This window comes from Glutamicibacter sp. TV12E, assembly GCF_052441935.1.
GTDB lineage: Bacteria > Actinomycetota > Actinomycetes > Actinomycetales > Micrococcaceae > Glutamicibacter.
In genome coordinates this window covers 2,878,481-2,899,859 of the sequence record NZ_JBQVVF010000001.1, presented here as the reverse complement: position 1 = coordinate 2,899,859, position 21,379 = coordinate 2,878,481, and the positions used below count along the sequence as shown (strand labels likewise).

Annotated in this window: 39 protein-coding genes; 1 reads left to right on the top strand and 38 read right to left on the bottom strand. The window is 58.8% G+C overall.

Going from position 1 to position 21,379, the window contains the following annotated elements:
* Positions 1-37: 37 nt before the first annotated feature.
* The 30 genes from ACT7DV_RS13820 to ACT7DV_RS13675 form a co-directional block, all read right to left on the bottom strand.
* Positions 38-718: a hypothetical protein gene (locus ACT7DV_RS13820; RefSeq protein WP_444663384.1), complete on the bottom strand. Its 681-nt coding sequence runs from the start codon at positions 716-718 to the stop codon at positions 38-40.
* Complete coding sequence (locus tag ACT7DV_RS13815; RefSeq protein ID WP_444663382.1) at positions 715-1,020, bottom strand: hypothetical protein; 306 nt, start codon at positions 1,018-1,020, stop codon at positions 715-717. Before ACT7DV_RS13815 ends, ACT7DV_RS13820 begins: the two co-directional genes overlap by 4 nt.
* Before the next feature lie 2 nt (positions 1,021-1,022).
* Positions 1,023-2,387, bottom strand: coding sequence for a hypothetical protein (locus ACT7DV_RS13810; RefSeq protein ID WP_444663380.1), 1,365 nt, complete (start codon positions 2,385-2,387; stop codon positions 1,023-1,025).
* Complete coding sequence (locus ACT7DV_RS13805) at positions 2,371-3,753, bottom strand: phage portal protein family protein (RefSeq protein WP_444663378.1); 1,383 nt, start codon at positions 3,751-3,753, stop codon at positions 2,371-2,373. The genes ACT7DV_RS13810 and ACT7DV_RS13805 overlap by 17 nt, the downstream gene beginning before the upstream one ends.
* A 15-nt stretch (positions 3,754-3,768) precedes the next feature.
* Entirely contained in the window at positions 3,769-4,476 is a 708-nt protein-coding gene (locus ACT7DV_RS13800; protein WP_444663376.1) for a hypothetical protein, read from the bottom strand.
* Positions 4,477-4,776: 300 nt separating this feature from the next.
* Positions 4,777-5,280, bottom strand: coding sequence for an HAD domain-containing protein (locus tag ACT7DV_RS13795; RefSeq protein ID WP_444663374.1), 504 nt, complete (start codon positions 5,278-5,280; stop codon positions 4,777-4,779).
* Between the two features lie 363 nt (positions 5,281-5,643).
* Positions 5,644-5,898 carry a hypothetical protein gene (locus ACT7DV_RS13790; RefSeq protein ID WP_444663372.1) on the bottom strand — a complete coding sequence of 85 codons (255 nt, stop codon included), beginning with the start codon at positions 5,896-5,898 and terminating at the stop codon, positions 5,644-5,646.
* A 216-nt stretch (positions 5,899-6,114) separates the two neighbouring features.
* A complete protein-coding gene (locus tag ACT7DV_RS13785; protein ID WP_444663370.1) occupies positions 6,115-6,372 on the bottom strand; it encodes a hypothetical protein in 258 nt (85 codons plus the stop codon).
* A complete protein-coding gene (locus ACT7DV_RS13780; protein ID WP_444663368.1) occupies positions 6,365-6,682 on the bottom strand; it encodes a hypothetical protein in 318 nt (105 codons plus the stop codon). Before ACT7DV_RS13780 ends, ACT7DV_RS13785 begins: the two co-directional genes overlap by 8 nt.
* Positions 6,673-6,879: a hypothetical protein gene (locus ACT7DV_RS13775; RefSeq protein ID WP_444663366.1), complete on the bottom strand. Its 207-nt coding sequence runs from the start codon at positions 6,877-6,879 to the stop codon at positions 6,673-6,675. Before ACT7DV_RS13775 ends, ACT7DV_RS13780 begins: the two co-directional genes overlap by 10 nt.
* A 194-nt stretch (positions 6,880-7,073) precedes the next feature.
* Positions 7,074-7,454 (bottom strand): hypothetical protein, encoded by a 381-nt coding sequence (locus ACT7DV_RS13770; protein ID WP_444663365.1) that lies wholly within the window; start codon positions 7,452-7,454, stop codon positions 7,074-7,076.
* Positions 7,447-7,659, bottom strand: a complete 213-nt coding sequence (locus ACT7DV_RS13765; protein WP_444663363.1) for a hypothetical protein — start codon at positions 7,657-7,659, stop codon at positions 7,447-7,449. The genes ACT7DV_RS13770 and ACT7DV_RS13765 overlap by 8 nt, the downstream gene beginning before the upstream one ends.
* Positions 7,656-7,994, bottom strand: a complete 339-nt coding sequence (locus ACT7DV_RS13760) for a hypothetical protein (protein WP_444663362.1) — start codon at positions 7,992-7,994, stop codon at positions 7,656-7,658. Before ACT7DV_RS13760 ends, ACT7DV_RS13765 begins: the two co-directional genes overlap by 4 nt.
* On the bottom strand, positions 7,991-8,197 hold the full coding sequence (locus ACT7DV_RS13755; protein ID WP_444663360.1) for a hypothetical protein: 207 nt from the start codon (positions 8,195-8,197) through the stop codon (positions 7,991-7,993). The genes ACT7DV_RS13760 and ACT7DV_RS13755 overlap by 4 nt, the downstream gene beginning before the upstream one ends.
* The gene (locus ACT7DV_RS13750) at positions 8,194-8,877 is read right to left on the bottom strand and encodes a hypothetical protein (RefSeq protein ID WP_444663356.1); all 684 of its coding nucleotides are present in this window, start codon (positions 8,875-8,877) and stop codon (positions 8,194-8,196) included. The genes ACT7DV_RS13755 and ACT7DV_RS13750 overlap by 4 nt, the downstream gene beginning before the upstream one ends.
* On the bottom strand, positions 8,874-9,095 hold the full coding sequence (locus tag ACT7DV_RS13745) for a hypothetical protein (protein ID WP_444663354.1): 222 nt from the start codon (positions 9,093-9,095) through the stop codon (positions 8,874-8,876). Before ACT7DV_RS13745 ends, ACT7DV_RS13750 begins: the two co-directional genes overlap by 4 nt.
* Positions 9,092-9,337 (bottom strand): hypothetical protein, encoded by a 246-nt coding sequence (locus tag ACT7DV_RS13740; protein WP_444663352.1) that lies wholly within the window; start codon positions 9,335-9,337, stop codon positions 9,092-9,094. Before ACT7DV_RS13740 ends, ACT7DV_RS13745 begins: the two co-directional genes overlap by 4 nt.
* A 593-nt stretch (positions 9,338-9,930) precedes the next feature.
* The gene (locus ACT7DV_RS13735) at positions 9,931-10,236 is read right to left on the bottom strand and encodes a DUF4326 domain-containing protein (RefSeq protein ID WP_444663350.1); all 306 of its coding nucleotides are present in this window, start codon (positions 10,234-10,236) and stop codon (positions 9,931-9,933) included.
* Entirely contained in the window at positions 10,229-10,564 is a 336-nt protein-coding gene (locus tag ACT7DV_RS13730) for a hypothetical protein (protein ID WP_444663348.1), read from the bottom strand. Before ACT7DV_RS13730 ends, ACT7DV_RS13735 begins: the two co-directional genes overlap by 8 nt.
* Positions 10,551-10,736: a hypothetical protein gene (locus tag ACT7DV_RS13725; protein ID WP_444663346.1), complete on the bottom strand. Its 186-nt coding sequence runs from the start codon at positions 10,734-10,736 to the stop codon at positions 10,551-10,553. The genes ACT7DV_RS13730 and ACT7DV_RS13725 overlap by 14 nt, the downstream gene beginning before the upstream one ends.
* Before the next feature lie 260 nt (positions 10,737-10,996).
* A complete protein-coding gene (locus ACT7DV_RS13720) occupies positions 10,997-11,242 on the bottom strand; it encodes a hypothetical protein (RefSeq protein ID WP_444663344.1) in 246 nt (81 codons plus the stop codon).
* 389 nt (positions 11,243-11,631) lie between these two features.
* Positions 11,632-11,901 carry a hypothetical protein gene (locus ACT7DV_RS13715; RefSeq protein WP_444663342.1) on the bottom strand — a complete coding sequence of 90 codons (270 nt, stop codon included), beginning with the start codon at positions 11,899-11,901 and terminating at the stop codon, positions 11,632-11,634.
* A gap of 33 nt (positions 11,902-11,934) precedes the next feature.
* Entirely contained in the window at positions 11,935-12,282 is a 348-nt protein-coding gene (locus tag ACT7DV_RS13710) for a hypothetical protein (RefSeq protein WP_444663341.1), read from the bottom strand.
* 237 nt (positions 12,283-12,519) lie between these two features.
* Complete coding sequence (locus tag ACT7DV_RS13705; RefSeq protein ID WP_444663339.1) at positions 12,520-13,059, bottom strand: hypothetical protein; 540 nt, start codon at positions 13,057-13,059, stop codon at positions 12,520-12,522.
* Positions 13,056-13,988 (bottom strand): hypothetical protein, encoded by a 933-nt coding sequence (locus ACT7DV_RS13700; protein WP_444663337.1) that lies wholly within the window; start codon positions 13,986-13,988, stop codon positions 13,056-13,058. Before ACT7DV_RS13700 ends, ACT7DV_RS13705 begins: the two co-directional genes overlap by 4 nt.
* A complete protein-coding gene (locus ACT7DV_RS13695; RefSeq protein ID WP_444663335.1) occupies positions 13,985-14,173 on the bottom strand; it encodes a hypothetical protein in 189 nt (62 codons plus the stop codon). The genes ACT7DV_RS13700 and ACT7DV_RS13695 overlap by 4 nt, the downstream gene beginning before the upstream one ends.
* A 189-nt stretch (positions 14,174-14,362) precedes the next feature.
* The gene (locus tag ACT7DV_RS13690; RefSeq protein WP_444663333.1) at positions 14,363-14,656 is read right to left on the bottom strand and encodes a hypothetical protein; all 294 of its coding nucleotides are present in this window, start codon (positions 14,654-14,656) and stop codon (positions 14,363-14,365) included.
* 52 nt (positions 14,657-14,708) lie between these two features.
* Positions 14,709-15,029, bottom strand: coding sequence for a hypothetical protein (locus tag ACT7DV_RS13685; protein WP_444663332.1), 321 nt, complete (start codon positions 15,027-15,029; stop codon positions 14,709-14,711).
* Positions 15,030-15,133: 104 nt separating this feature from the next.
* A complete protein-coding gene (locus tag ACT7DV_RS13680; protein ID WP_444663330.1) occupies positions 15,134-16,582 on the bottom strand; it encodes a terminase large subunit domain-containing protein in 1,449 nt (482 codons plus the stop codon).
* Complete coding sequence (locus tag ACT7DV_RS13675) at positions 16,579-17,013, bottom strand: hypothetical protein (RefSeq protein WP_444663329.1); 435 nt, start codon at positions 17,011-17,013, stop codon at positions 16,579-16,581. Before ACT7DV_RS13675 ends, ACT7DV_RS13680 begins: the two co-directional genes overlap by 4 nt.
* Positions 17,014-17,159: 146 nt before the next feature.
* On the opposite strand from ACT7DV_RS13675, the gene ACT7DV_RS13670 reads away from it, so the two are divergent.
* Positions 17,160-17,426, top strand: a complete 267-nt coding sequence (locus ACT7DV_RS13670) for a hypothetical protein (protein ID WP_444663327.1) — start codon at positions 17,160-17,162, stop codon at positions 17,424-17,426.
* On the opposite strand, the gene ACT7DV_RS13665 is transcribed toward ACT7DV_RS13670, so the two are convergent.
* The 8 genes from ACT7DV_RS13665 to ACT7DV_RS13630 all read right to left on the bottom strand — a co-directional run bounded on the left by ACT7DV_RS13665 (position 17,423) and on the right by ACT7DV_RS13630 (position 21,379).
* Positions 17,423-18,679 carry a DNA methyltransferase gene (locus ACT7DV_RS13665; RefSeq protein ID WP_444663325.1) on the bottom strand — a complete coding sequence of 419 codons (1,257 nt, stop codon included), beginning with the start codon at positions 18,677-18,679 and terminating at the stop codon, positions 17,423-17,425. The two genes, ACT7DV_RS13670 and ACT7DV_RS13665, sit on opposite strands and share 4 nt — an antisense overlap.
* Positions 18,680-18,753: 74 nt before the next feature.
* Positions 18,754-19,158 (bottom strand): hypothetical protein, encoded by a 405-nt coding sequence (locus ACT7DV_RS13660; RefSeq protein WP_444663323.1) that lies wholly within the window; start codon positions 19,156-19,158, stop codon positions 18,754-18,756.
* A gap of 152 nt (positions 19,159-19,310) precedes the next feature.
* Positions 19,311-19,985: a hypothetical protein gene (locus ACT7DV_RS13655; protein WP_444663321.1), complete on the bottom strand. Its 675-nt coding sequence runs from the start codon at positions 19,983-19,985 to the stop codon at positions 19,311-19,313.
* 83 nt (positions 19,986-20,068) lie between these two features.
* Complete coding sequence (locus ACT7DV_RS13650) at positions 20,069-20,212, bottom strand: hypothetical protein (protein ID WP_444663320.1); 144 nt, start codon at positions 20,210-20,212, stop codon at positions 20,069-20,071.
* A 4-nt stretch (positions 20,213-20,216) separates the two neighbouring features.
* On the bottom strand, positions 20,217-20,528 hold the full coding sequence (locus tag ACT7DV_RS13645; RefSeq protein ID WP_444663318.1) for a hypothetical protein: 312 nt from the start codon (positions 20,526-20,528) through the stop codon (positions 20,217-20,219).
* Positions 20,529-20,586: 58 nt separating this feature from the next.
* Positions 20,587-20,979: a hypothetical protein gene (locus tag ACT7DV_RS13640; RefSeq protein ID WP_444663316.1), complete on the bottom strand. Its 393-nt coding sequence runs from the start codon at positions 20,977-20,979 to the stop codon at positions 20,587-20,589.
* Positions 20,976-21,203, bottom strand: a complete 228-nt coding sequence (locus ACT7DV_RS13635) for a hypothetical protein (protein WP_444663314.1) — start codon at positions 21,201-21,203, stop codon at positions 20,976-20,978. Before ACT7DV_RS13635 ends, ACT7DV_RS13640 begins: the two co-directional genes overlap by 4 nt.
* Entirely contained in the window at positions 21,200-21,379 is a 180-nt protein-coding gene (locus ACT7DV_RS13630; protein ID WP_444663313.1) for a hypothetical protein, read from the bottom strand. The genes ACT7DV_RS13635 and ACT7DV_RS13630 overlap by 4 nt, the downstream gene beginning before the upstream one ends.

Sequence of the window (21,379 nt, the reverse complement as noted above, 5' to 3'; positions counted from 1 at the left end):
TAGATTGGCTTTCTGAGATTACTGCGGAGCGTGATTCCTAGGAGGGCAGCTCTCTCGGAGCCGTGTTGGTCTCGTACTGGCTCACGCGCCATCGCGACGATTCAGCGAAGTTTTTCACGATCGTCGCCTTGTACGATTCACTGGCAGACCTTCGGTACTGCGTCAATACCTGTCGCACTTCGTCTGCGACAAAGCCAAGCACTTTCTTGCGCTCGTTCTCATTGCTTCGCCAGTCATCCTCATTCATTTCGACGAGTAGAACGCGCCGATAGTGCGTAAAGGACTTCTCTAATGTTCCTCGACGCAACAGATCGAGAGCATAATATAGCTCCATGAGCGTTGGCGATACTGGATCCTCGACCAGTGCTAAAGCGTTGACCACGTCCATGGCCCGCTCGTGCTCAAGCTGCGTTCCAACATGACCCACTCTAGCGGCCTCAGCAAATTCCCGGATGACATCATCCGAAGCCTCCACGAATGCCGCCTTGCGTTCAGCGGCAATCCTCAAAGCGCGATCTTCCTCTGCCTGCTTTAGAGCCTGACGGTTGCTTCGGAGTGCAACTAGGACTGCCCAAACGGTCGCGGCGGCCACGACGAGGCTCAATACGAAATCAGCAATCTCCCAACCGTTGGTCGGGCGAGCGGAACAGTTTATTACGGCGTCCTTGATCGCGTCAGTAGAAGGAATCCTGCATTCGAAACTCTCAGCCGACATCATGAGGCCTTGTCCGCTCGATCCCTTAGTTGGCCGATAATCTTCACTAGAGTTTGGTCCACATCATCCGAGGCGTCGGCTTCATTCAGGAACCAGGCTTCGAACCGATCGAGAAACTCGGTGTCCACGACCGGCCCGTCGGTGCTGTCTGCGATGTTTCCGAGCACGTCAATGGCCCCCCAGTGCGGTTCACCGGACCAGGTGGCGCTCTCTGCCGAGGCGAGGCAAGATTCGCTGACGAACGGCCCGTACCGTTCGAACAATTCCCGGCTAAGGGGAATCCAGCCATCAGGGTCAAAACTCATAGTTAAACCTTACCGCCGAGCCCGGACACTTCGGTCAAGTAGTCACGACGTGCGGCTGCATCCGGAAGTGGAGTATAGACACCGTTGATGGTGCCGTAGACCCCTGGGCCGAACTCGGGATAGGCCGTGTGGAAAATCGCCTCGCCCTTGGCGTTCAGCATGCCACGAGCGACGACTCTCACACCGTCGATATCAAGTTCGCGCCTGATGCTACGGCGCAGGTCCTTTGTCACGCCACCATGGGTGATCACCCGCTCGGCGGCCGCTACGATTTTCGCCATGTCCCAGTCGGCGGGGAATACGGTTTTTCCTTCGCGCACGTGCCCGAAAACGTGCCCGCCGCGTCCGCGCTTGTCCAGCCCCGCAATGTGCTCCATCATCTTCCGGTCGACTCGTTTTGTCGGCTCCGGGAAGGATGACGGGTCCATCGCTGAGGGCATGGCAGGGTCAGGCATGCTCGGCGTGCCCTTCTTGTCTCCGCCGGTGAAAAGGAACAGCAGGCTGCCGCGGCAGCGAGCACCGCCGGCGCAGCCTTGGTAGTAGCCCGCAGGGTAGTCGCTGGTCGCTTGTTCCATGTCCTCGTACTTGGTTCCGTCGACGGACGCACAAGCTCTGCAGGTGTTCCCATCCAGCAACTCGGACGCATAGATTTCGTCGACGTCATGATCCATTGCGGTTTCGACGCGGCCCAGGCCGGTGGCTGCATGCACGCCTTGCCGTGCCTGGTCGCTGATGCCGGCCACGCTGATGGATTCGACAGCTTTCTTGACGCTTTCAGCCGAGACCTGATTTTGAAGGACAAGAGCAGGGGCGGCAAGGTGCTCCTGTGTCTTGTTGAGCAGCTGCGTCCACGACCGTTCGACTGCCGGTTTAGCCAAATCCCGGGCCCGCGGCCCCATCGTCGGCAAGGCGTATTCAGCCGTGTCCCCTGTCTGCCGTGCGCGCTCTTGAATAACGCGCAGCGCCGCATACTGGTAGACCCTCGTCAATGCCTGCTCAAGATTCTTGACAGCTCGATCGATGATCACCTCGACCTGCTTTGGCAACTTTTCAGCTTGCAACTTCTTCAGCCGCTCAATCAACTGCTGCGGCGAAATATCAGTCTGCCCGCCAACGACCAGCCGTCCGGATATGACGGCGGCAAGCTCGACATGGGCACTCTCGACCGCGTGCACAGCTTCGGCGACTCCCCGGTCCAGGTCGTCTTCCAGCTCCGTGAACCATGCCTGCGCGGTGGTCTCATGAACCATGAGCGGGCGCACCGCCGATGCTGGCAAAATCCCGGCATCCCGCTGCAATCCCATGAGCTCCGACTCAAGGGTCTCCTTGGCCAGAAGTAGGGTCAGTTCATCACACGCCTGGCACATGGCCATCACTTCGACCCATGAAGGAACGGTTCGCGGTGATCTGATTGACCAGCTGCATCACTTTGTTGTCGTGGATTGCCGACTTGGCCAGCTGATCCGGCGTTTTCGCACCATCAGGCTCACGGCGGGTAGCCGCATCAGCCTTGGGCAGCGCGTGGCTGCTGCGAAGGTGATCTTCCAAGACCTCGTCTGGCACGATGACCCCCGCGGTCACCAGCTGGGCTAGGGCTTCGGTGGTGATGCCCTCATTTGAAGCAAGGTTCCCAGGCGTCAATACCGGGTAGGGTGTGCCCGGTTCGAAGTTCAGCTCGACCAGGTCGCGGATGATGTGCTCCGTCACGGTCTCTGCGATCTTGTCAGCGAATCGTTGCACGTACCGGATGAAGATCTTCAGGTGGGTCTCGCCCAATGAGCGGGCGCCGGAATCGTGCCCGAGGTCCAGGAACATGGCCAGCGCTGATTTGGCGATCTGCTGGTCGTGGTAATTGATTCTCGGGGTGAGGTCCACGACGGTGCCCTTGACGCCAAGAATCTCGACTTTGATCGTTCCTTCTTTGGCCCAGATTCCCGCGTTTTCCCCGGCGCGGAGGTTCGTTGCGATGTTCTTCGCTTCTTCCGGGTCGGCATTGTCGGTATAGGTCACGAATGGGATGCCCATGCTCCCTCGCTCCGCGGCCTGCGCGTCCAGGCGCACAAATAGGTCCTTCAGGAAATACGGGCGGTACGCGGAGCGCAAGACAGAGCGCCCCGTCCAGTCCGCGCCTTCCTTGCGGTGCACGTACATGACGAGGTTCTCGGCTGGAATGAACTTGGGCTTATCGTCGAGGCCTGTCTGCATGATGCCCTTCAGGCCGCCATCGACCTCGACCTGAATCTCTGTGATCGTCCGCGGGTGCCGCGGCGCCAGCTTCCGCAAATGGATGATCTCCGACAGGCCGATATCTTCCTGGTCCGGTCGTGCCGGCGCTACTTCATAGACCTGCTCGAAACACATGAAGCCAGCCCAGAGCATGTTGAGCACTTCTTCGAGATGCTCAAACCACGAGATGCCTTGCCGGCGCTGCCTGCCCTGCATGGCCTTGCCTGGCTCTGGCAGCCCGAGTTCGGTGCGCACGAGCTGCACAACGTTCGCTTCCACACCTTCGGTTTTCAGATCCCAGTTGGCGGACAAGATCGGCAGGCTCAGCGCGTTGAGGACGGACTCGACCTGCGCGTCCGTGCGCACACGGTCATAAACGGCAACCGAGTTCGGGAAAGCAAGCTCGCCGTTCGTCTCGATCGAGTCGGAGATGTACTGCCCTTTTTTCTCGCCAGCAACCATCCCGCCCGGGGATCCGGTTTCCTTGCCAATCTTTGTCTCAGCCATACCCCACAGGATGAACTACGAGCGCTTTATAGTGTGGGACGGCTCTGGTCCGTCCTTGTACATCCGGTCTATTACGGTAGATATGTACTCTTGAGCGGTTGTGATTCTCTCAGGTTCAGAATTTACGGCCCTTATGACGCTCTTGGCGCTCTCATGATCAATGGGCAGATCGATGCTGTCTAGTAGGGCGCCCAAGTCACTACGTGCAGAATTCAACATGTACAGGTAAGTTTCGTCCACGTACTGCTCGTCAAGAGCGATTTCATCGTCTGGGCGTTTACGGTCTGAATCTGCTTCTCTAAAAGCACGGATTTTCAAAGCTGACTCGCTCAGTTTTTGTTGCTGGGCGTGCACGACGGCAGCAATCTGTGTCACGTAATAGCCCCGTGCGTCAAGTGTGAGACGTACTGAAGTTGAACTCAACTGAAGATGAAGGCTCCTATCGATTTCGGGGTGCTCTTCAATCATCCGATCTAGGAGCGTGAGAATTTTCCGCGAGCTCTTTTCCAATCTCAATGACCGTTGGGCGTTCTTCTCTTTAACCTGAGCTTGTCGGGCATCATGCATTCCTTTGACGCCGAAAGCTAACGCAGCAAATGTTGCCACTAGTGTTGCCACCATCGAGCCAAAAGCAATCCAGTCAAATTGTGCAGGAATCTCACAAATTATTTGAATGTCTTCAGTATCTGGGAATGCGCAGGTCAGTTTCTCAGCGAGGGTCATGAGTTAAACGATAATGTCAGCGGAACAATTCGAAAGAATAGTTCCGCTGACATTATCTAATTGGCGTGGTTCCATTCTCGGTGTTGTTGCCGGTCATATCCGTGAGCGTGTCCGAGGTGGATTCCGCCGCAGTGTTCGCATGTGTATACTGCCGAGTCGTCGCGATAATGTTCCCGATTTTTCTTGGCAGCTTTACGGCTTGGGAAGATCACCTTGCCGGTTTCATCGCAGACTCCCGCGAAGGTGAAGGCGAGTTCTTTCGCGGCCCATTGTTTGCCTTTCCTCCATTTGCCCATGACGTCACCTGGTGTAGTGCCCTGATAGCTGGTGCAGGTGGGCTGGTGTGATGCCGTGCCGAGCTGCTGGCGGGATCGCTAATATTCCCTGGCGTGCAGCCCATAGGGCGGCGTCGTGTTCGCTGGCCAGGTCATCATCGAACCAGGCTGCTTTGTCGCCGCGTTTGTGGTGCTGGGTGAGGAATGCGCGGACGCTCACTAGTTTTCCCCACTCTCCATGTGCGTCTTCAACGGATAGCCACGGAGCGTCCAGCGCACGATCGATTCCGATCTTGTGTCCGAAGGCCGGGGCTGCGCGTTCCCAGGTAGTGAGCCAGACCAGCTGGACTTCATGCGAGTTGAGGATGTGGTTGAGTTCCGTGATCATTTGGGGCGAGACGGTCTCACCCCAGCGCTCACCTGTCACGAGCTCGTAATCTGGCCATGCCTGATGATTGCGCACATCATCGAGCAGAGCACCGACCGCATTGAGTACCCCGTCAATGTCGAGGAAAAGGTAGTTCGTCATGCTTCTCTTTCTAGAACAAAGTTGGGGCTTGATTGTGGGAATTTATGCTCGGAAGATAGGAACCTGCGCCGGTGTAGTCGGACTCGTCTAAGTCCCACCATTCGTCGGTTCGTTTGTCCCAGACATGGTCTTGGTGGCAGTGCTGGCAGCGGAAGGCCACGAGATCCCTGATTGGGCGTTCCGGGTATTGGCGACGGCCCCAGTTCATGGCGCTACCCGTCGTTCCGTCAGTGATTGCCCCGCATCGTGTGCAGCAACGGTGTTCGACGGGCAGGGGCGGACAGATCGTGATCTGCTGGGCAGTCCATCCGCCCCATTCAACAGCTACGCCGTCCCACGATGGCGGTAAGTCGTGGGCGTGGTTCATACTCGGTTCCATCCCATGGCCTCGGCGCGGGCATCCCACGGGGCCGGCAGCCCGGTGAGATGCGAATAGATCGCCATGAGGTTCAGTGCTGCGGACTGTGCATGCACCTGGATATCTGGATGCAGGTCTCCGTGGTTCGTTTGCATATCCTGGTTGAGCTTCACGGCCTGCCGCATGAGGTCGTTCACGCGGCGTTCGAGCTGCTTGGCTTTGTCTTCTGCCCTTCCCGGGTGCCCGTTGGGTTTAGCCACGTCGCCGCCTTTTGAGTAGCGGCTTCATTCTGGGCCGCCGGCGCACTTGCCGCTCACGTATGAATCGTGCCCGACTAAGGGGCCCTTTGCGGTCGGTTAGCCGGAGGCAATCCACATGCCGCATTTCGTGGAAGTACTCGTATCGGTCACTAATCTTTGCCCGCGTGGTTATCGTGCAGGTTTTCGCAACTAGCCTCCTAAGCTTCCTCGCAGCGCTCACTTTCCCTCCTTGCACTTGTCGGCGCGATTGCGGAGCCAGGCCGCGACTGAAGGGCGGGAGACCATGTCGCGGAGCATCACGGGGTAAGCACTAGCGGCTTCTTCTAGCGCTTCTGATTTCGCTTCGGCTCGGACCGTTTCGAGCCAACGGTTGAACTCGGCCTGTGATTCGATGGTTCGCACCCCATCCAGCTCGTAGCGGTCATGCATCCACCGTTCGCAAACGGACTCTGTATTAGGCGTGTATTCACTCATTGCTTGCGTCGTTTCGATAGGGGGTGATTGGTTCACCTTCATGGCGCCAGTGGTAATTCGAACCGTTGACTTTGGGGCTGGAACGCTGCCAAGCAGTGGCGGCACCAAGCTCCCACGCCTCCGCTTCTCGGTCCCGCATTTGCTTTTCAAGCACCTCGGCAACATGAGCGCGGTGGGATTCTACGACCTTTATTCCTGCACGGCGGACATTCGCGCCGCACTTGCAATCGACACCTACCCCATACCCCTCGGTGATATACGCGTTATAGGTCTCATGCGCTTCCAGGATTTCTTGGATGGTCATGCCCATAGCCCCATGTCTGAACGGCGGCAGACGTGCCCCCAGCCCTCAGTGGATGGCTGTGCGGTGCCAAGCTGGTGCCGGACGCGTGGCCGTAGCTCCTTGGATGCTTTGATGTAACCCTCGGCTTCATCTCTGCTGTCGGTATGGAGAACGTCCTTGGTCGTGCCGGATGGGTAGATCAGGCGCACGGTGTACTTAGCCACGGTTCTTCCTCCCTTGGCGTAGTAGTGGTTTCATGCGTTGGTTGCGGATGACGGCGTAATCGCGAATGTCTAGCAAGTCGTGGTAACGGCAACGGCCATGGTTCCGCATCATGCGCTGTTCTGCCGCTCGGTTCGTGTTCCGATTCTTTGACCAGTTACCGAACTCGCTGGCTCTCTGAAACTCATATCGCAACCTAGGCATCGTTCACCTCCGGGCGGTACAGGACACGGGCGGGGAGGAGGATGTCATGTGCCAGGAACCCGTTTTCATCCCCAAACCCTAGCCATGTGGTGGGAGTATCTTTGCGGTGCGACCATCCCTCAAGTAAGTCCTGAACAATCGACCCGATAGGCAGCGCGGCGAGTTCTTCTACGCTGTTCACTACCGGCTGGGCGGCGGCGAGGACGGCGCGTGCGTTGTCTCGGTAGTGCTCCTGACTGGTGTCTGTGAGGTCTTCCCAGTTCGGCGGTTCAGGGCATTCCAGGGTCGGCGTGTGGTACTTCCGTTCACGCAGGAACAGGGCTTTCGCACCAGCTTCGAGGGCGTCCGGGTTTGGTATGGGCTGGCTAGTCATTGTCCCTCTCCTCGTATTCGATGAGCGTGGTTGCTGATGCTTTCCCATGCACTACGCCTCCGTCCTCTCGCACATAGCCGATAAGGATGAATCCGGGCGTAGTGAGTGACTCGGACGCGTACTTCACTTGACGGGGCACTCCACGAACGATCATCCAGTCTCCGGGGACAAGCTCACCGGCTGGTTTGGTCTTGAATGCACTCATTTCTCTTCCTCCTTGCTGATTTGGTGGTCAAAGCACATGACTGGCTTTCGACGCAGGTCGTACGAGATGATCCAGACGCGGTGAGTCGTGCCAGACTGCTTGAACGCGTGGGTTCCGTAGTCGTCGAGGCGCTTAGTCACTCCCTCTTGAAGGAAGCGCCTGCCGACGATGATCCCCTCCGTGTAGTCGATGCCGCCGTCCACGTCATAGCAACGTGGCAAGGTGTCATCTGCATAGGTAGTTTTGAATCCGCTATCGACGCCGGGAAGCTCGATGTGGTCTTTCTTTACGGTGCCGGTCATGGTCACACGGTCACCCAGCTGGTAGTCACTCACTTTGTCTCCTCCCAGTAGATGATGGTGTGCTCGTCGTCGCTGGTGATGAATGCGGCATCGTCGTAGCTAGTGTCTTTCCCAGCGTCTTCCATCTCGCGCTTGGCCATCGCGTAAGCTTTGCCAAGTTCTGCCCACGGGGATCCGTTGGGGATCAAGTACTCGTGACGGATGGTTTCTTTGGTTCGACGCTCTACTAAACTCATTTCTCTGCCTCCTTGAGCTTGTCGGCTATGCGCTGGCAGCGTTCTATGTCGGTGAAACCGTAGCTACTGGGGTTGTCGATAATTTCCTCGTCCGATGCCCGGTCGGCCGGCTTGAGCACATCAGAACTGAAATATTCACCCCGGTCACAGTCGCGTGAGTCTTCCCATGCGCGGGTCGCCATGTACCAAAACAGCATGCTTCCGTTGCGCTTAGCTACTTCCTTGACCGCTACTTCTTCGACCTCCCACGTGTACGTGTAGGTGAAGCATTCACACCGCTCGCTTGCATCACGCCCCTGCGGGGTTTTGTAGTGGAAGTAGCGATTGTTGTCGCACTGATCGCACTTCGGCTGCTGGTGCGGCTTATGGTGCAGTCGCCAGCGCGGTTCGGTAAGCTCGGCCAAGATTTCCATTGCGCGTGCTTTACGGAACTCTTGGCGTGCGTTCTCCTTAGCCATGCCGACTTCCATCTCAGCCTTGTTCTTGGCTTGCACGGCATCGCGTTCCAGTTTGGTCAGGTTCTGAACCTTGCCGCGCAGTTCCTCGTTCTCGGTACGGAGCCGCGCCAGTTCAGACTTAGTTTCTTCCTTGACCGCTTCAGCAAGCTTCGCTTTGAACTCGCCAACCATCTCGTCAAACTCAGATGGCTCCTGGTAATAGTCCTCGTCGTAGTAGCTCACTTCTCTGCCCTCATTCCCAGTCCTTCAGAAAGCTGTCGGGCAGCTTCGGCGTAGTCCACGCCCTGAATCGCGCTGTCATCCGGGATATTGAACAGCGTTGCCAAGGTGGCCAAGCGCTGCTCGTATGCCAGGGCTAGGGTCGCTTGCGTCATTCCCCACTGTCCGTCTGACTCGTCTTTCCATGATTCGGCGTGCGGGTTGCCGGGTAGGTTGCTCATTGGGTTTCTCCTTGGTTGGTTCGATGCCGCAGCTGGATCCAGAGTCCTAAGTGCCGGCAGATCATGTCGTAGTCGGTATAGAGGTCGCAGGAGTAGACCCCGTTCCGCTGGACGGTCTGATTCATGCGCTTGTGGAACCGGCTGCGCTCCTCCCGGTCTGGGCTGTACGAGTCGATCACGTCGTCCTCCTGCACGTCATCGAATGCGATAGGCGTACCGGGCAGCAGTCCGCGGGGAATCATCGCGCGTCTCCTTGGTTGGTTCGTTCCATACTTTCCGCATGCCTTTGGACCAGGGCGTTTGCGTGCTCGTTGCATAGCAGGTAGGAGAATTTCAGCGGACCATCTTCGTAGTGGACCGTCTTGAATTCGGTGCTATCTGTGCTCGCCTTGTCGCAGTGGTCATGCTGGCAGCAGAAAGTGAGTCGAATCGTGGTCATGACGTCTCGCCCCTCGCAGTCTTGTCGGCGTGGGCCATAGCTTCAGCGTGGGTGGAGAAGCACTTCTCTACTGACGTTGCTGTGACCTGTCGCAGGACTGTAGCGCCCGGCTTTTCGAAGCAGCCGTAGCAAACTATGACTCGCACGCGGTCCGGATTCGCGATACCGAAACCGAGCATCGAAATAGGAGCTGTACGGTCCACTCCGTCAGACCACTTACCGTTCATTAGCTTGTATGGACCAGAACGGCAGATCAGGCCAGAACCCTTACAGGTGCCACAGTCCGGAAAACTACTGATCCTCAGTGCTTTCATATCCACTTCAGGGACGATCACGCCGCCGCCATGACAATCCAAACAAGTCTGAATTCTGGGAGTTTTTCTGGATTTTCCTTTTTCAGCCACTGGTTTCTCCGTTCGCTAGTTCGAGCAGCACGTCTGCGTGGCAGGGCTGATCGATGGGGCACCAGCACATGAGGTCCTTGCCGGCCAGCTCGGCCCTGATTGTCGCTTCGACACGCTGCCCGTTGTTATCGAGCGGTGCTCGCTGAATGAAGTCACGGAAAAGCGCCACAGCTCCCTGGGCGGTCGTTTCTCCGCTGACGCGATAGGGGTTGCCCCACCTGCTGCCCCGGCCCACGTACACGGCACCTTCTGGCTTACGCCAGCCTTTGGTGCGCTGGCGCTGGATTCGCTTAGCCAAGGTCGCCCTCCAATGCGTCTTCGGCACCCGACACGTACAGGTCACCGGAGTAGCTAATGCGCGGTAAATTCCTGTTTCGTGGATCATGGATGCTGATTAACTTGTTGCCGATGACCGTGGCGAACGAGTCCAGGTACATATGCTTCAGCTCGCCGTTCTCAACGACGTCCTTGCCGCTCAGGATTTCCACTTGGTAATCGGTAATGTCTGGGTGGTGCTCTAACTCCGGGAGGACATCGCCCTGCCGATATGCAGCAAGCTGGTTCTCATACGCTTTCGTCTGCCACTCTCGTTCGTCCGAGTCGTAGAGGCTGTCAAACATTCCCATTAGTGTCTCCGTTCTTGGTGGTGCGGGCTTGCGCGTCGGCGTAAGCGATAGCTTCGGCGTGGGTGGGGAAGTTTTCCTCGGACGCTCCCACCCATTCGTCGGGGTCGAATCCGGCAGTCCACTCGCCGGTATCGCCTCTATCGCGCCAGACTTCCCACCGACGCATGGCCACGTCTCGCTCCCCCATAGGCTCGCTTCGGTCGATTCCGTCTGACCAGGTGCCGTCCGCGAGACGATAAGGGCCGGTGCGTTCGATGATGCCTGGCCCTTTACAAGTGGGACACTCCATGTCCTCAGTGATGTTGTCGTGCTCGTCGTACTCGTACAGTTCACCGTCGCCTTCGCAGTCCTTGCAGATTTGGGCATGGCTTTCTGTCAGCGCTGGTAAGCACCGTTTGCAGTCCAAGACTTCGTGGCGGTCGCATACGAACATCATTCTTCTCCTAACCCTTCGTCGGCCAGCTTGCGGGTTGGGCAAGGCCAGCGCTGCCAGTTGCCGTCGTCGGTTCCACAGCCAGTGCAGACTTTGACCAGGCGCTCATGCCGTCCAGGATTCATAAGCGCTTCGACGCACTCGTGCAGTTCTTGGATCGCTACCAACGCGGCACGCAACGGATCGGCAGGCTGGCGATTCAACAGATCTTCCATGAACTCGGCGTTATCAGGCATCGTGCTCAACCTCGCATTCTTGGCAGTCGTTGGGGCAGTCGTCTACGTCGTGGTGTGCGCAGTTCACACACGCATTGCACGGTGGGTCTATGAAGCACGCGCACCCGTGGTCGTGGGGTTCGATAGGTTTGCGCTTCGGGCCGAGCGGTTCCGTTTTCCAGAATTCTTCAAGCTCTGCCTGGCGTTGTGCTTCTCGTTCGAGTCGCTCAGCCTCCCATGTTTCACGCTGCACCCTGGCTGCTTCCCTGTACTCCGGGTCATTGGCGATCATGTGATCATGGGCTGATGCTTCCGCGTTCCCGCCTTGGATAGCCCACGCATCGGACCACCCGCACGCGCACCGGGCGACGGTTCCACGGCTACCACGTACCGTCTCGTCAGTGCAGGTGACTACGTGCTCAGCCACGGGTATCACCGTCTAGGGCGCGGATATTCGAGCATGGCCACGGACTGCCTTCTCCGCATCCGTCGCAGTCGAATTTTCGATGCGGGTTCAGGTCGGTTCCGTAGTACCTGGCCGGCACTGGGGAATGCTTCTCCCGCACCCTTGCTACGGCCTGTTCAGCCTGTTCGAGGCGGGACAGCAATTCCTCCGCTTGATCAATGTCTAGGACACCGTGCTCATTGACCTCTGCGCGCATTTCATCAATGCTTAGTTCGTCGCTCATGATTCTTTCTCCTGCGCTTTCGCGGCCTCGGCTTCAGTCATAAAGCTCATGGCTGCTGTCCTTTGGTGGTGGGGCCTGAAGCCCATAAATTTCGTTGGTGGCTTGTCGTAGACGCAGCCGTCCGATGGCGCGTTGTTCTTCTTCGGTGGCCGAGTATTCGGGGTTGGCCATGGCGCGGCCCTCTGCATACGCTGCTTCGCGGATTGCTTTCGCGTCTCGCTCGGCTTCCATGAGGGCAGCTTGCCGGATCTGGTGTGCCTGTTCCCTCGCTTGCGACAGGAGCAGCCCTGCTTGCTGGACGGCCTGGTTGTATTCGGCTTGTGACTTCACTGCTTCTGTTCGGCGCACACGCTCTGGTGCCCGGTGCTTATAGCCGGCCATCCTGGTCTCCTTCCAAATCGAACTCGTCCTGCATAGGTGGGTAATTCTTGACCGGCTTGGGCCGGCGCCTCGGCTTGGGAAGCCGGTACCCGGTATCAGGAATGATGGATTCGGGTGGCCCGGTGTAGGCGCTGACCCGGGCGCAACGCGGGCTGTTGCAGTGCACCTTGTCTCCCCGCCGCTTCCCCCACGCCCCGCAATAGGCGCACCGTGGATGCTGGGCCTCAAACCGGGTACTCATATCGTGTCCACGAATTCCCAGGGGTACTCGTCCGGGTCGAGCGAATACTTGAGCACCCCGTGGTCTAGCAGGTAAGCACCTACCCATTCGTCGAATAGACCGGCGCGGACACCCCAGGCGGTGCGTGAGTGGTCGATCTGCCAGCGCAGGTGGTCAGCCAGCTGCACGACGTTAGGCTTCCTAATTGCCTTGCCATGCAGGCCGCGCTTGTCCCAGCAACACTGGCCAGGCTGTTCCCCTGCTAGCGCTTTCGTGATCTGGACGACCGCATACTTCACGTGGTTCCTGGTCAGGTTCATTGCCGTGCACATCCGCTGGCCAGCCATCCATCCCATCGGAGAATGACTCACTGAGCTGTCGAAGTAAGAGGCCAGCTTCGCGCCGCACATCGCGCAATGCACCGGATTCTCAGGCGTAGGGACAAACTCCCGAGCCGCAGCACTTGACCTGCGCACCGCGTCGGCGCGGGGTGATGGCCGGTTCATCTCCGCCAACAGGGCCAGTGCGTCAGTTTGCCCTTCGATGATCAGGGTCATGATGCTGCCCTCCGTTCATATGGGCGCTTGGGTGCCCGTCCGATCTTGTCCAGTAGGTCGGTGCGCTCGTACCGGACCAGCCGCTTCTCCACCGCATCCGGGGACACATCCAGGGTGGTGGCGATTGATTCAATCCCGTCGCCACAGTCAGCGAAGAATTCAACTTCCTCCACGAATGCCTCACGATTGGCCTCGACCTTGTTGCCTTTAGGTACGTTCATGACAGGCTGGTGGTCGGGGTCGTCGATCTGGTCGTCATCCCACGCCATGGGCGGGAGCCAGCCGTGGATGGTGGCAAAGTTTCGGGCCCGGTTGGCCGCACTGAGTTGGCGCCATTCGGAGGCCGCGTTGGGTTTGTCCCACAGCTCCGAGTACAGTGAACGCACTTTGCGTGCGGTGGACACAACGACGCGGTCGCGATGCATGAGGGACGTCATGTTGCTGGAAGTGATATCCAGGCGGTCACCCAGGCTGGCGATGCTGTAGCCAATGGCGACCAGAGCTTGCAGCCGACGGTGTGTTCCTGTCGCGTCAATTGGCCGTCCGGCAGACATGTTGTCCATCGTCGGATTTACGGCCAGGATCTTCACCGCGGTCTCGCGTGTAACCCTGCTGTAGGGTGCGTGGCCTCGTTCAGCCCGTCCGAAGAGCATGGCGGTGATCGCCGAGGAGGAAACTCCAGAGGCTTTGGCCAGAGCCTTGTAGGATACGCCGTGCTCTTTCAAATAAAGCACGTGTTCCCGTACTGGTTGTGCGTCCACACGGTCAGCTTCAATGCCGTAGAGGCGCTGGCGCTGGCGCTTGGCCTCGTACACCCGCGCAGCCTCCCGGCAGGCGGAGCCACGGCATTTGTGAACGACGTACATGATGCGTTGGCCGTGTTCGTGGCGTGCAACTTTGCAATCGCAGGTGACGGTGCATTCGCTCATGCCGCGACCGCTTGCTTGCGTCGGGTCTTGGGATTGCACCAGCCAAGCTCGGTGGCGATTGGTCGGCAGTCCGTGCAGTAGTCGGCGCGGCTTCCTTCGATGGAGTGGCCTGGCGTGTGTTCGATTCCGCACCGCTGGCAGATGGTTAGCGAGCGCTCCGGAAGAATCCGGGTGCCAGTGATCATGGCGTACATGGTGTTCGGGTGACCTTTCTCGGAGGTGGTTCTGACCGGTGGTTAGCCGGTGCTGGTTTGAGTGGGTGTCCCAGATTCGAACTGGGTGCGCAGCGGGTATGCGACCTAAGACTCAAGGGGGTGGTGTTTTACCCTGTGCGCTTGCCTATACACCCTGGGTCGGGGTAGCCCGCGAGCTGGTTAGGAGTTACATCGGTGAGCAACCAGCGCAGCGAGGGCTTCCTTCTTGGCTACTCGGAGATTAGGTGCATGGCCCTTGGCCACCACGTTGTTCATTTCCATCACGAACCATTCGCGGCCTGGCGTGTACTTTTCGTTCCACTTCAGGCACTTGTCGCGGTCTTGCAGGGCGTTGATTTCGATAACGTGGTCGCCGTTTTCGTCATAGGCGTTGACCGCGCCTTCGCAGTCTTCCCATTCGAGGGTTCTGTTGATTGATCCGCTACGGTCGGCGGCACTGATTGCGGTGCTCATGTTCGGGTGACTTCCTGTGTAGCCCAGGGTGGTTAACCCCGGGCCGGGTGGACTAGCGGGTGAGGTTTGCCGCGTTGTAGTAGGGCAGGTAGCCCTCTGCGTGCTTGCCGTCGGCGCCGAACCAGCAGTCGGCGTACCAGCGTCCGACCCTCTGGTTGGCCCACTGGTCGAAGAGCTGGTCGGCGGTCATTTCAAGTTCGTTCGCGCGGTCCAGGACCATGGTGTCGGCCTTGGCGACGAGAGCGCGGGCCTCCTCAGGGGTGAAATTCTCGGTTTCGTCATCGAGCTGCATGTTGCGGCGCTCGCCCAGGTAGCCGAATCCCAGCCAATCCTCGCGGGTGGTCATTTGGTCGAGGTCTGCGGTGGTGATCATTGGTTTCTCCGTCTTTTGCAGGGTTGGTTATTCCCTTGTTGATGACCTCAGCATATCAACCTATTTCCTGTTAAGCAAGAACCAAATCTATTTTGCCAAGAATTTCAGAAATCGCGCTTACGCAGACCCGACCCCACTGCGCTCGGCACGATCGCGCTCTGCTTCTCGTTCTTGCTTCCCACTCGCTTGCCCGCCAAATACATGAGCCCGTAGCGCGTGCTGTCAAGGTTGTGGTCCTCGCTGTGGGTGTCGATGTCTTCGGGGTTTTTCTTGTCTCGTGGCGCTGAAGGCAAGGTTCGAATCAGGTCCCGGCAGGTGTCGTACACCAGGAATCTGGGCAGCCCATCTTTCTGGATGCGCAGCTTTTCGTCCAGCAAACTCCAACCATGGGTGCGCGCATTCACGCCTTTTACCGGCACCCGGTCTAGTACTTTCATGTAGTCGTGTGCCGGCGACCCTACCGGCGGCATGTCCCGGCTCAAGGTCTTATGCGCCGACGCGTCGTTGCGCCGCCACATGGCCGGATCCATCACGATGGGGATCTTCTCCCCCGTCGCTTCTTCTTCGAGTCGGGACAGTTCGAGGATCCGCTCGGCCTGCTGCCGCGCGGTCAGCTCAGTGGCGTACTCCTCCCGGTACACGACAACGAGACCGTCATGCAGGAGGCACATCCAGACCGCTGAGAATGGCGCGCTGAACCCGTAGTCGACTGCGATGACCTTTTTGCCGGTCAGCAGAGGGATCGGCAGCTGTTCAGGTTTGATGATGTGCTTGGATGCGCGCCATTGATTGAACCTGGTGCCGGAAATGACATTCCAGTCACCCTCAACCAGCGCCTGGAACAGCTCGGGATCGAGGTTGCCCAGCTTCGCCAGGTAGGCGTCATGATCCAGATACGGATTGTCGTAGAGGCTGGCCGGCAGGAATACGCGGGTGGTGGTGATCTTCTTCTTGGACAGGCCTTTGGTGTCCAGCTCGGCTTCAAAGAATGTTTCTGGCGGTGCCGGGTCAATGAAGTGGGCCTTCACCCAGTTGTGTCCCTTGCCGCCGGGGTTGGACGCGGACAGGGTGCGCAAGGGTAGGCGTAGCCGGCGCATGCGTTCGGCTATGGCGCCGGTGGCGCGCAGGCGCGACTGCAGGAGCGTGTAAGACTCTTTGTCGTAGTGGGTCAGCTCGTCGAAGCAGACCAGCACGTACTCGTGGCCCTGGTACTTGGTGGCGTGCTCCGGCCGGTCGCAATAGCCAAGGTGCAGCTCCGCGCCGTTGGCGAAGTAGAACACGTGATCGGCTTTGTTGTACTTCGCTACCTCGGAGGGGATGCGTTCGCGCAGGCGCTTGGCCAGCTCGGACAGCTCCCCGTAGGTACGGCGGATCAACAGGGCCTTGGCTCCGCCCACTAGCGTGCACACGGTGACGCATGCTGCGAGGAGCACTTCAGATTTGCCGGAGCCGACCGCTCCCCCATAGAGCACTTCATCCGCAGGGCCAGTCAGCGCGACCTTCTGCTTCGGCAGCGGGCTAAACGGGTATTGCCAGACTTTGGTGATGGTCACGGTGCCGCATCAGCTTCGTCCGAGGCAGGAGCGTCGTTGAGAATCGCGCCGTCAGGGAGCAGATCAGGATTGACCAAGAGGGTGAAACCGCCGGCGCCGGTCTGCTCAATTTGCGTTGGTGCGTCGAGCCCGAGGAATTTGGCGCGGCGTTCCATGATGCGCAGCAGGACGGTGACGGCTTTCTCGTCCCCTTCCAGGGCTTTCTTGATCTGTGGCCGGGAGAGCTGGTCCAAGAGAATAATTTCCTGGGCGACGACTTCGTCGACAGCTTCTTTTTCCCGTTCCTCGATCGCTTTCTTAATGTCTTTGTGGCAGTTGGACCGGTCTCCGTTGTATAGCCGGTCAGCTATTGCCTGGTAGGTGAAGCGGGCGGCGCGCATTTGCAGCGCTTTGACGCGCCGCGCATGCTTTTCGGCATCTCGTGGGCTCACCGCTTGCGCCACAATTGGCCTCCTGATGTTCTGGACTCTGGCTACTCAGAGTGCCTAGTAGTGCGCGGATTTTGTGGGATGATGCCCGGGAAACTGGCGGCGTCGCTTGATAGCATGGACGTATCTACTTGGGAGTGATTTTTGCCTTGACGAACCTGACTGACCCGATCACGACGAAAGACGTCGCGGAAATTATGGGTGTCTCTGCTCGGTATGTGACGACGCAACGTTCGCGACAGCAAAAGCGCATCAATGATGCCCGCGCCAACGGCCTGGACGATTCCCCTAAGCCTGGTGAAATTCCTGAGCCGGAGCTTGTGTTGGATCGCAAACCCATCTGGGAACGAGCCACGATTGAACGGTGGCAGGCGACCCGTCCAGACCCGGGCCGCCGCAACCGCAAGAACCGCTAGGCGTGATGGGCGACGAAGTCCACAGGTTCGCCCTTGAGCGTTGGCAGGTCGCCAGTAAGCTGCTGGTATCGCAGGCAGATCACATCGACGTAACGTGGGTCCAGTTCAATCAGCCGCGCCGATGAGCCGTGCTGATGAGCAGCGATGAGCGTGGATCCGGAACCGCCAAACAGATCCAGGACAATTCCGCCGGGCTTCAGGCTGTTGACCAGGTTGGCAAGGATGAGGTCGGTTGGCTTCATTGTCGGGTGCAGCCCGTTGCGCAGCGGCTTGTCAATCTCAATGATGGTGGTTTGCTTGTGATCGCCGTACCATCGTTCACCGCCGCGGCCGAGGCGTCCTTGCCCGCCAGGGGTGAATCCGTAAAGGATCGGCTCGTGCTGGTAGTGGTAATCGGATCGGCCCATCACGAGGGTGTTCTTGACCCAGATCAGGTTCTGGCGGACCAGATAGCCGTTGTCGAGCATTGCTGTTTCGAAGCTGATGCGCCGGGTGTCGGAGTGCGCGACGTAGCAGGGCGCACCAGGCTTGAGTCCGTTGAGCGCGTTCTTGAATGCGGCCTGCAGCAGGTCGTCGAGTTCCCCGGCCCCATCGTTCTGGATGGTCAGCGCGTCTGCAGTGCCACCGACGTAGTCAACGCCGTAGGGTGGGTCGGTCCACAGCACGTCCGCCGGCTCGTTGCCGATCAAGTTGGCCAAGGCTTCGGGGCTGGTTGAGTCCGCGCAGATAACGCGGTGCCGGCCAAGCTGGAACACGTCGCCCAGCTTGCTCAACGGCTCGACTGGCGGTTCAGGAGCATCATCCGGGTCGCCGTCAAGCTCGGTGTCCTGGTTAGCAAGGTCGGCGTCGTTGAGCGCGTCGATCAGTTCATCGTAGTCATCGAGCGCGAAGCCAGTGCCGGCAAAGTCCCCTTCCAAGGACGCCAACAGCTCCGCTAATGCTTGATCATCGTAGGAGGCCAGGTCGTTGGAGCGGTTGTCCACGAGCACGATGCGGCGGGCTTGGTCTTCGTCGACGTCGATGATGCCGACGGGGATTTCGGTGGCGCCGAGTTCCTTGGCTGCGAGCCAGGTGTGATTTCCGGCAAGGATTTCCATGGTTGCTTTGCGGACAACGATGGACTTGTAGATGCCGTGTGCGCCGAGGCTTTCGCGGATGCTGTCCATGTCGCTGAGCCGGGCGTTGCTGCCGTAAGGGCGAACGCTGTCGATCGGGACGGTGGTTTGCTCGATATTGAGTGCCGGTATGGGCAAGGCAGTTTTCCTTTGTTCGATTGTGACCGCACAAAGTATGACCTCACTACCTATTTCAGTGTGGGAACGCTGAACTACTCAGCGTATTGCCCGTCAGCGACAGCAACTTTCAGCCTGTCCGCTGCTGCGCGAGCTTTGTAGGCGTTAATTCGAAGGTTCCAGGCTTCGCCATGAGGGTCTCTTCCCAGGAGGAACTTCCAGCAGGAAAGCATTGCTGCGTCATCGGCTTCTTCCCAATCGTCATATGCTTTGGCAGCATCACCAGTGAGCAAGCGTAGCCTTAGGCCTTTGCCGCGGTTCTCTGCTTCGAAGGCCTGCTTCTGTGCATCACTGAGAATTTCGATGTACAGGAGGACTTGAGGGATCAGATCGGCGAACTTTTCCATGCGTTGCTGGATGATAAGCCCAGCACAAATGACGACAAGCATAACAATGAGCGCGATCCAGCCCGAATGAGCTACAGCGGATAGTTCGATCATGACCGTCTGGCCTTTCTGGTGGAATGGGTGGAGCGCCAGACAGGTAAAAGTCAGGCGCTCCTTGGGTGTGGCGTCTCCACTGTTATCGGTGTCAATGCGGGCTACTATCTGGACCCTGGGAACTCTTACCTAACCGACGACCACACGTTTTTTCAGTTTTGGATTGCCGCTTGCTTTGCTAGGCGCCGTCTCTTCTTGGCTGCTGCTAAGTCAACTGCTTCGACAAGGACGGAGGCTTCGCGCTGGTCGGCGTTGCGTGCTTGGATCCAGTCCATGGTTGACCGTCCTGGTTCCATTGGGTCGGCGACCCGTGCGAGGTGGGATGGGTAGCCGTTGTCCGAGAGCACTGGCAGCCCCCGCGCGCCGGGCCTCTCGGTCCGCTCATATTGGTATGGGGCCGCTGCTGAGAGGACCATGTCCAGGGGAACGAGTGGCTCCTGGATTACCTGTTCGGTGAGTTCGCCAGCGTCGAGGAATGGCGCGAACTTGCCATCCTCGCCGCGCGGCTGCTTGGACTTCTTTTTCTCCGCCCACCAAGCTGTGTTGATGTACGGAGATTCTTCGGCCACCAACAATCCGACCGCCTGGAGTTTCTCGATCACTGAGCTAACTCGCTGGGTGCGGTCGTCGGAAAGGGTGCGCGTCATGTCGGAGATGCGCGCTGCCGCTTCCAGGCAGAGCTCGACGGTCTTGGAGACCACTTCTGTCCGGTACAACGCTACTGCGCCCTCGTTGAGGGCTAGGTAGCCTGTTCCGGCGCAAACGACGCAGTCCGGGTGGACGACGTGTTCGAGGCGCGCGAGGCAGGCAGGGCACAGTTTCCGCAAGGCTGAGCACCCCTTCGGGTTGGTGGTTGGTTAGTCCACCTATAACTATAGTTCAACAAGAATCTATTCTTGCTTGCCAAGAATTATTGATTGCTGTTTTCTTGCCGTTGCTTCTCAGAGTAGGCATCCAGTTCCGCCTGGATCGCGGTTGGGGTGCGGCCTGCTCGCTCGGCGATTTCCTCGATGGTCACGCCGAGATTGAGCAGGTAGATGATATCGCCGGCCATGCTTCTAGATCGCTTCTTCCCACTGGGCGAGGGCCTCGGTGTCGCCGTGCGCTGCAGCGTGGTGCTCGCAGTACTCGGCACTCGGAAGGGCTGGGTTGTCGCACGGCTCGCCTTGTTCCCATTGGGTGTCTGGGGTGAGCTGGTGCTGGCAGGGCGCGTACTTGCGGTCACGCAGCATTTCGAGGCAGGCCCGGCAGGTGACTTCGGATGCTTCAGTGGTGCGCTGGGCGCCGAAGTCGCCGAACCAAGTGTCTTGGTGATGAACCGGCGCGGGCTTGGCTTCGGGTGCAGCAGGGTGCGCGGCTATGGCAGTCATTGTTCGGGTGACCTTTCGTCGATATGGGCGGCTGGTTAGGCCGCTGGTTCTAGGCTGGTTAGGCCCGGTTGGTTGTTTCAATCTTACCGTTGTTGGCCGACACTAACGCTCTAATGAGGGCCGTGGCTCGTGGTGCGTGGCCATCGGGTTTCGGGTCCCAGATGCCTGGTACTTCGTGTTCAAGCGTGGACTTGATTTCGTCCCAGTGCTCGGCCAGCCGAGCCCATTCTGGCGATATCGAGCCCATGCGCTCAAAAATGCTGCGCAGCGCGGGCACTTGCTGCAGCAGCAGCTCGCAGCGACGGAAGTCCTGCATGTTTTTCGGTAGCGCATCCCGTGCTGGAACGTATCCGTGGACGAGGTAGGACACGATCGCTTCGCTGGATGTGCCGCGTTCGCCCATGGATAACCAGCGGGTCACATCGAGAAGGGACTTGTAGCTGAGGTTCACGGCTTCTTCAGCGTCCCGGTAATCGTTACTACGTCGTCGGGTTCCAGGTGGTAGCGTCCGCTGTACTTGCCGGCGATGATGCTGAGCTGGATGTCGCTGCAGTCGGTGGCTTCGATGCTCTGCAGCTCGCCGGTGACGGTCTTGTCGGTGTCGGTGTCGGTGACGGTGATGGTTTTGCCGAGGTCGACTGCTGCGAGGTACTTGGCTGCTCTGGTGATGCTCACGAGATTGCCGATGGGTCGACGATGAGCAGCTCACCGGCTACGGCGCCGGGTGCCACGTCCAGTGTGTTGGGCCGGCCTTTCACCACGTACAGCCCGCAACCTTGTTGGGTAGCTTCTTGGTACTTCGCCTCGATCTGGGCTCGGGTCAGCTGCAGGCTCTCTACGAACTTCACCAT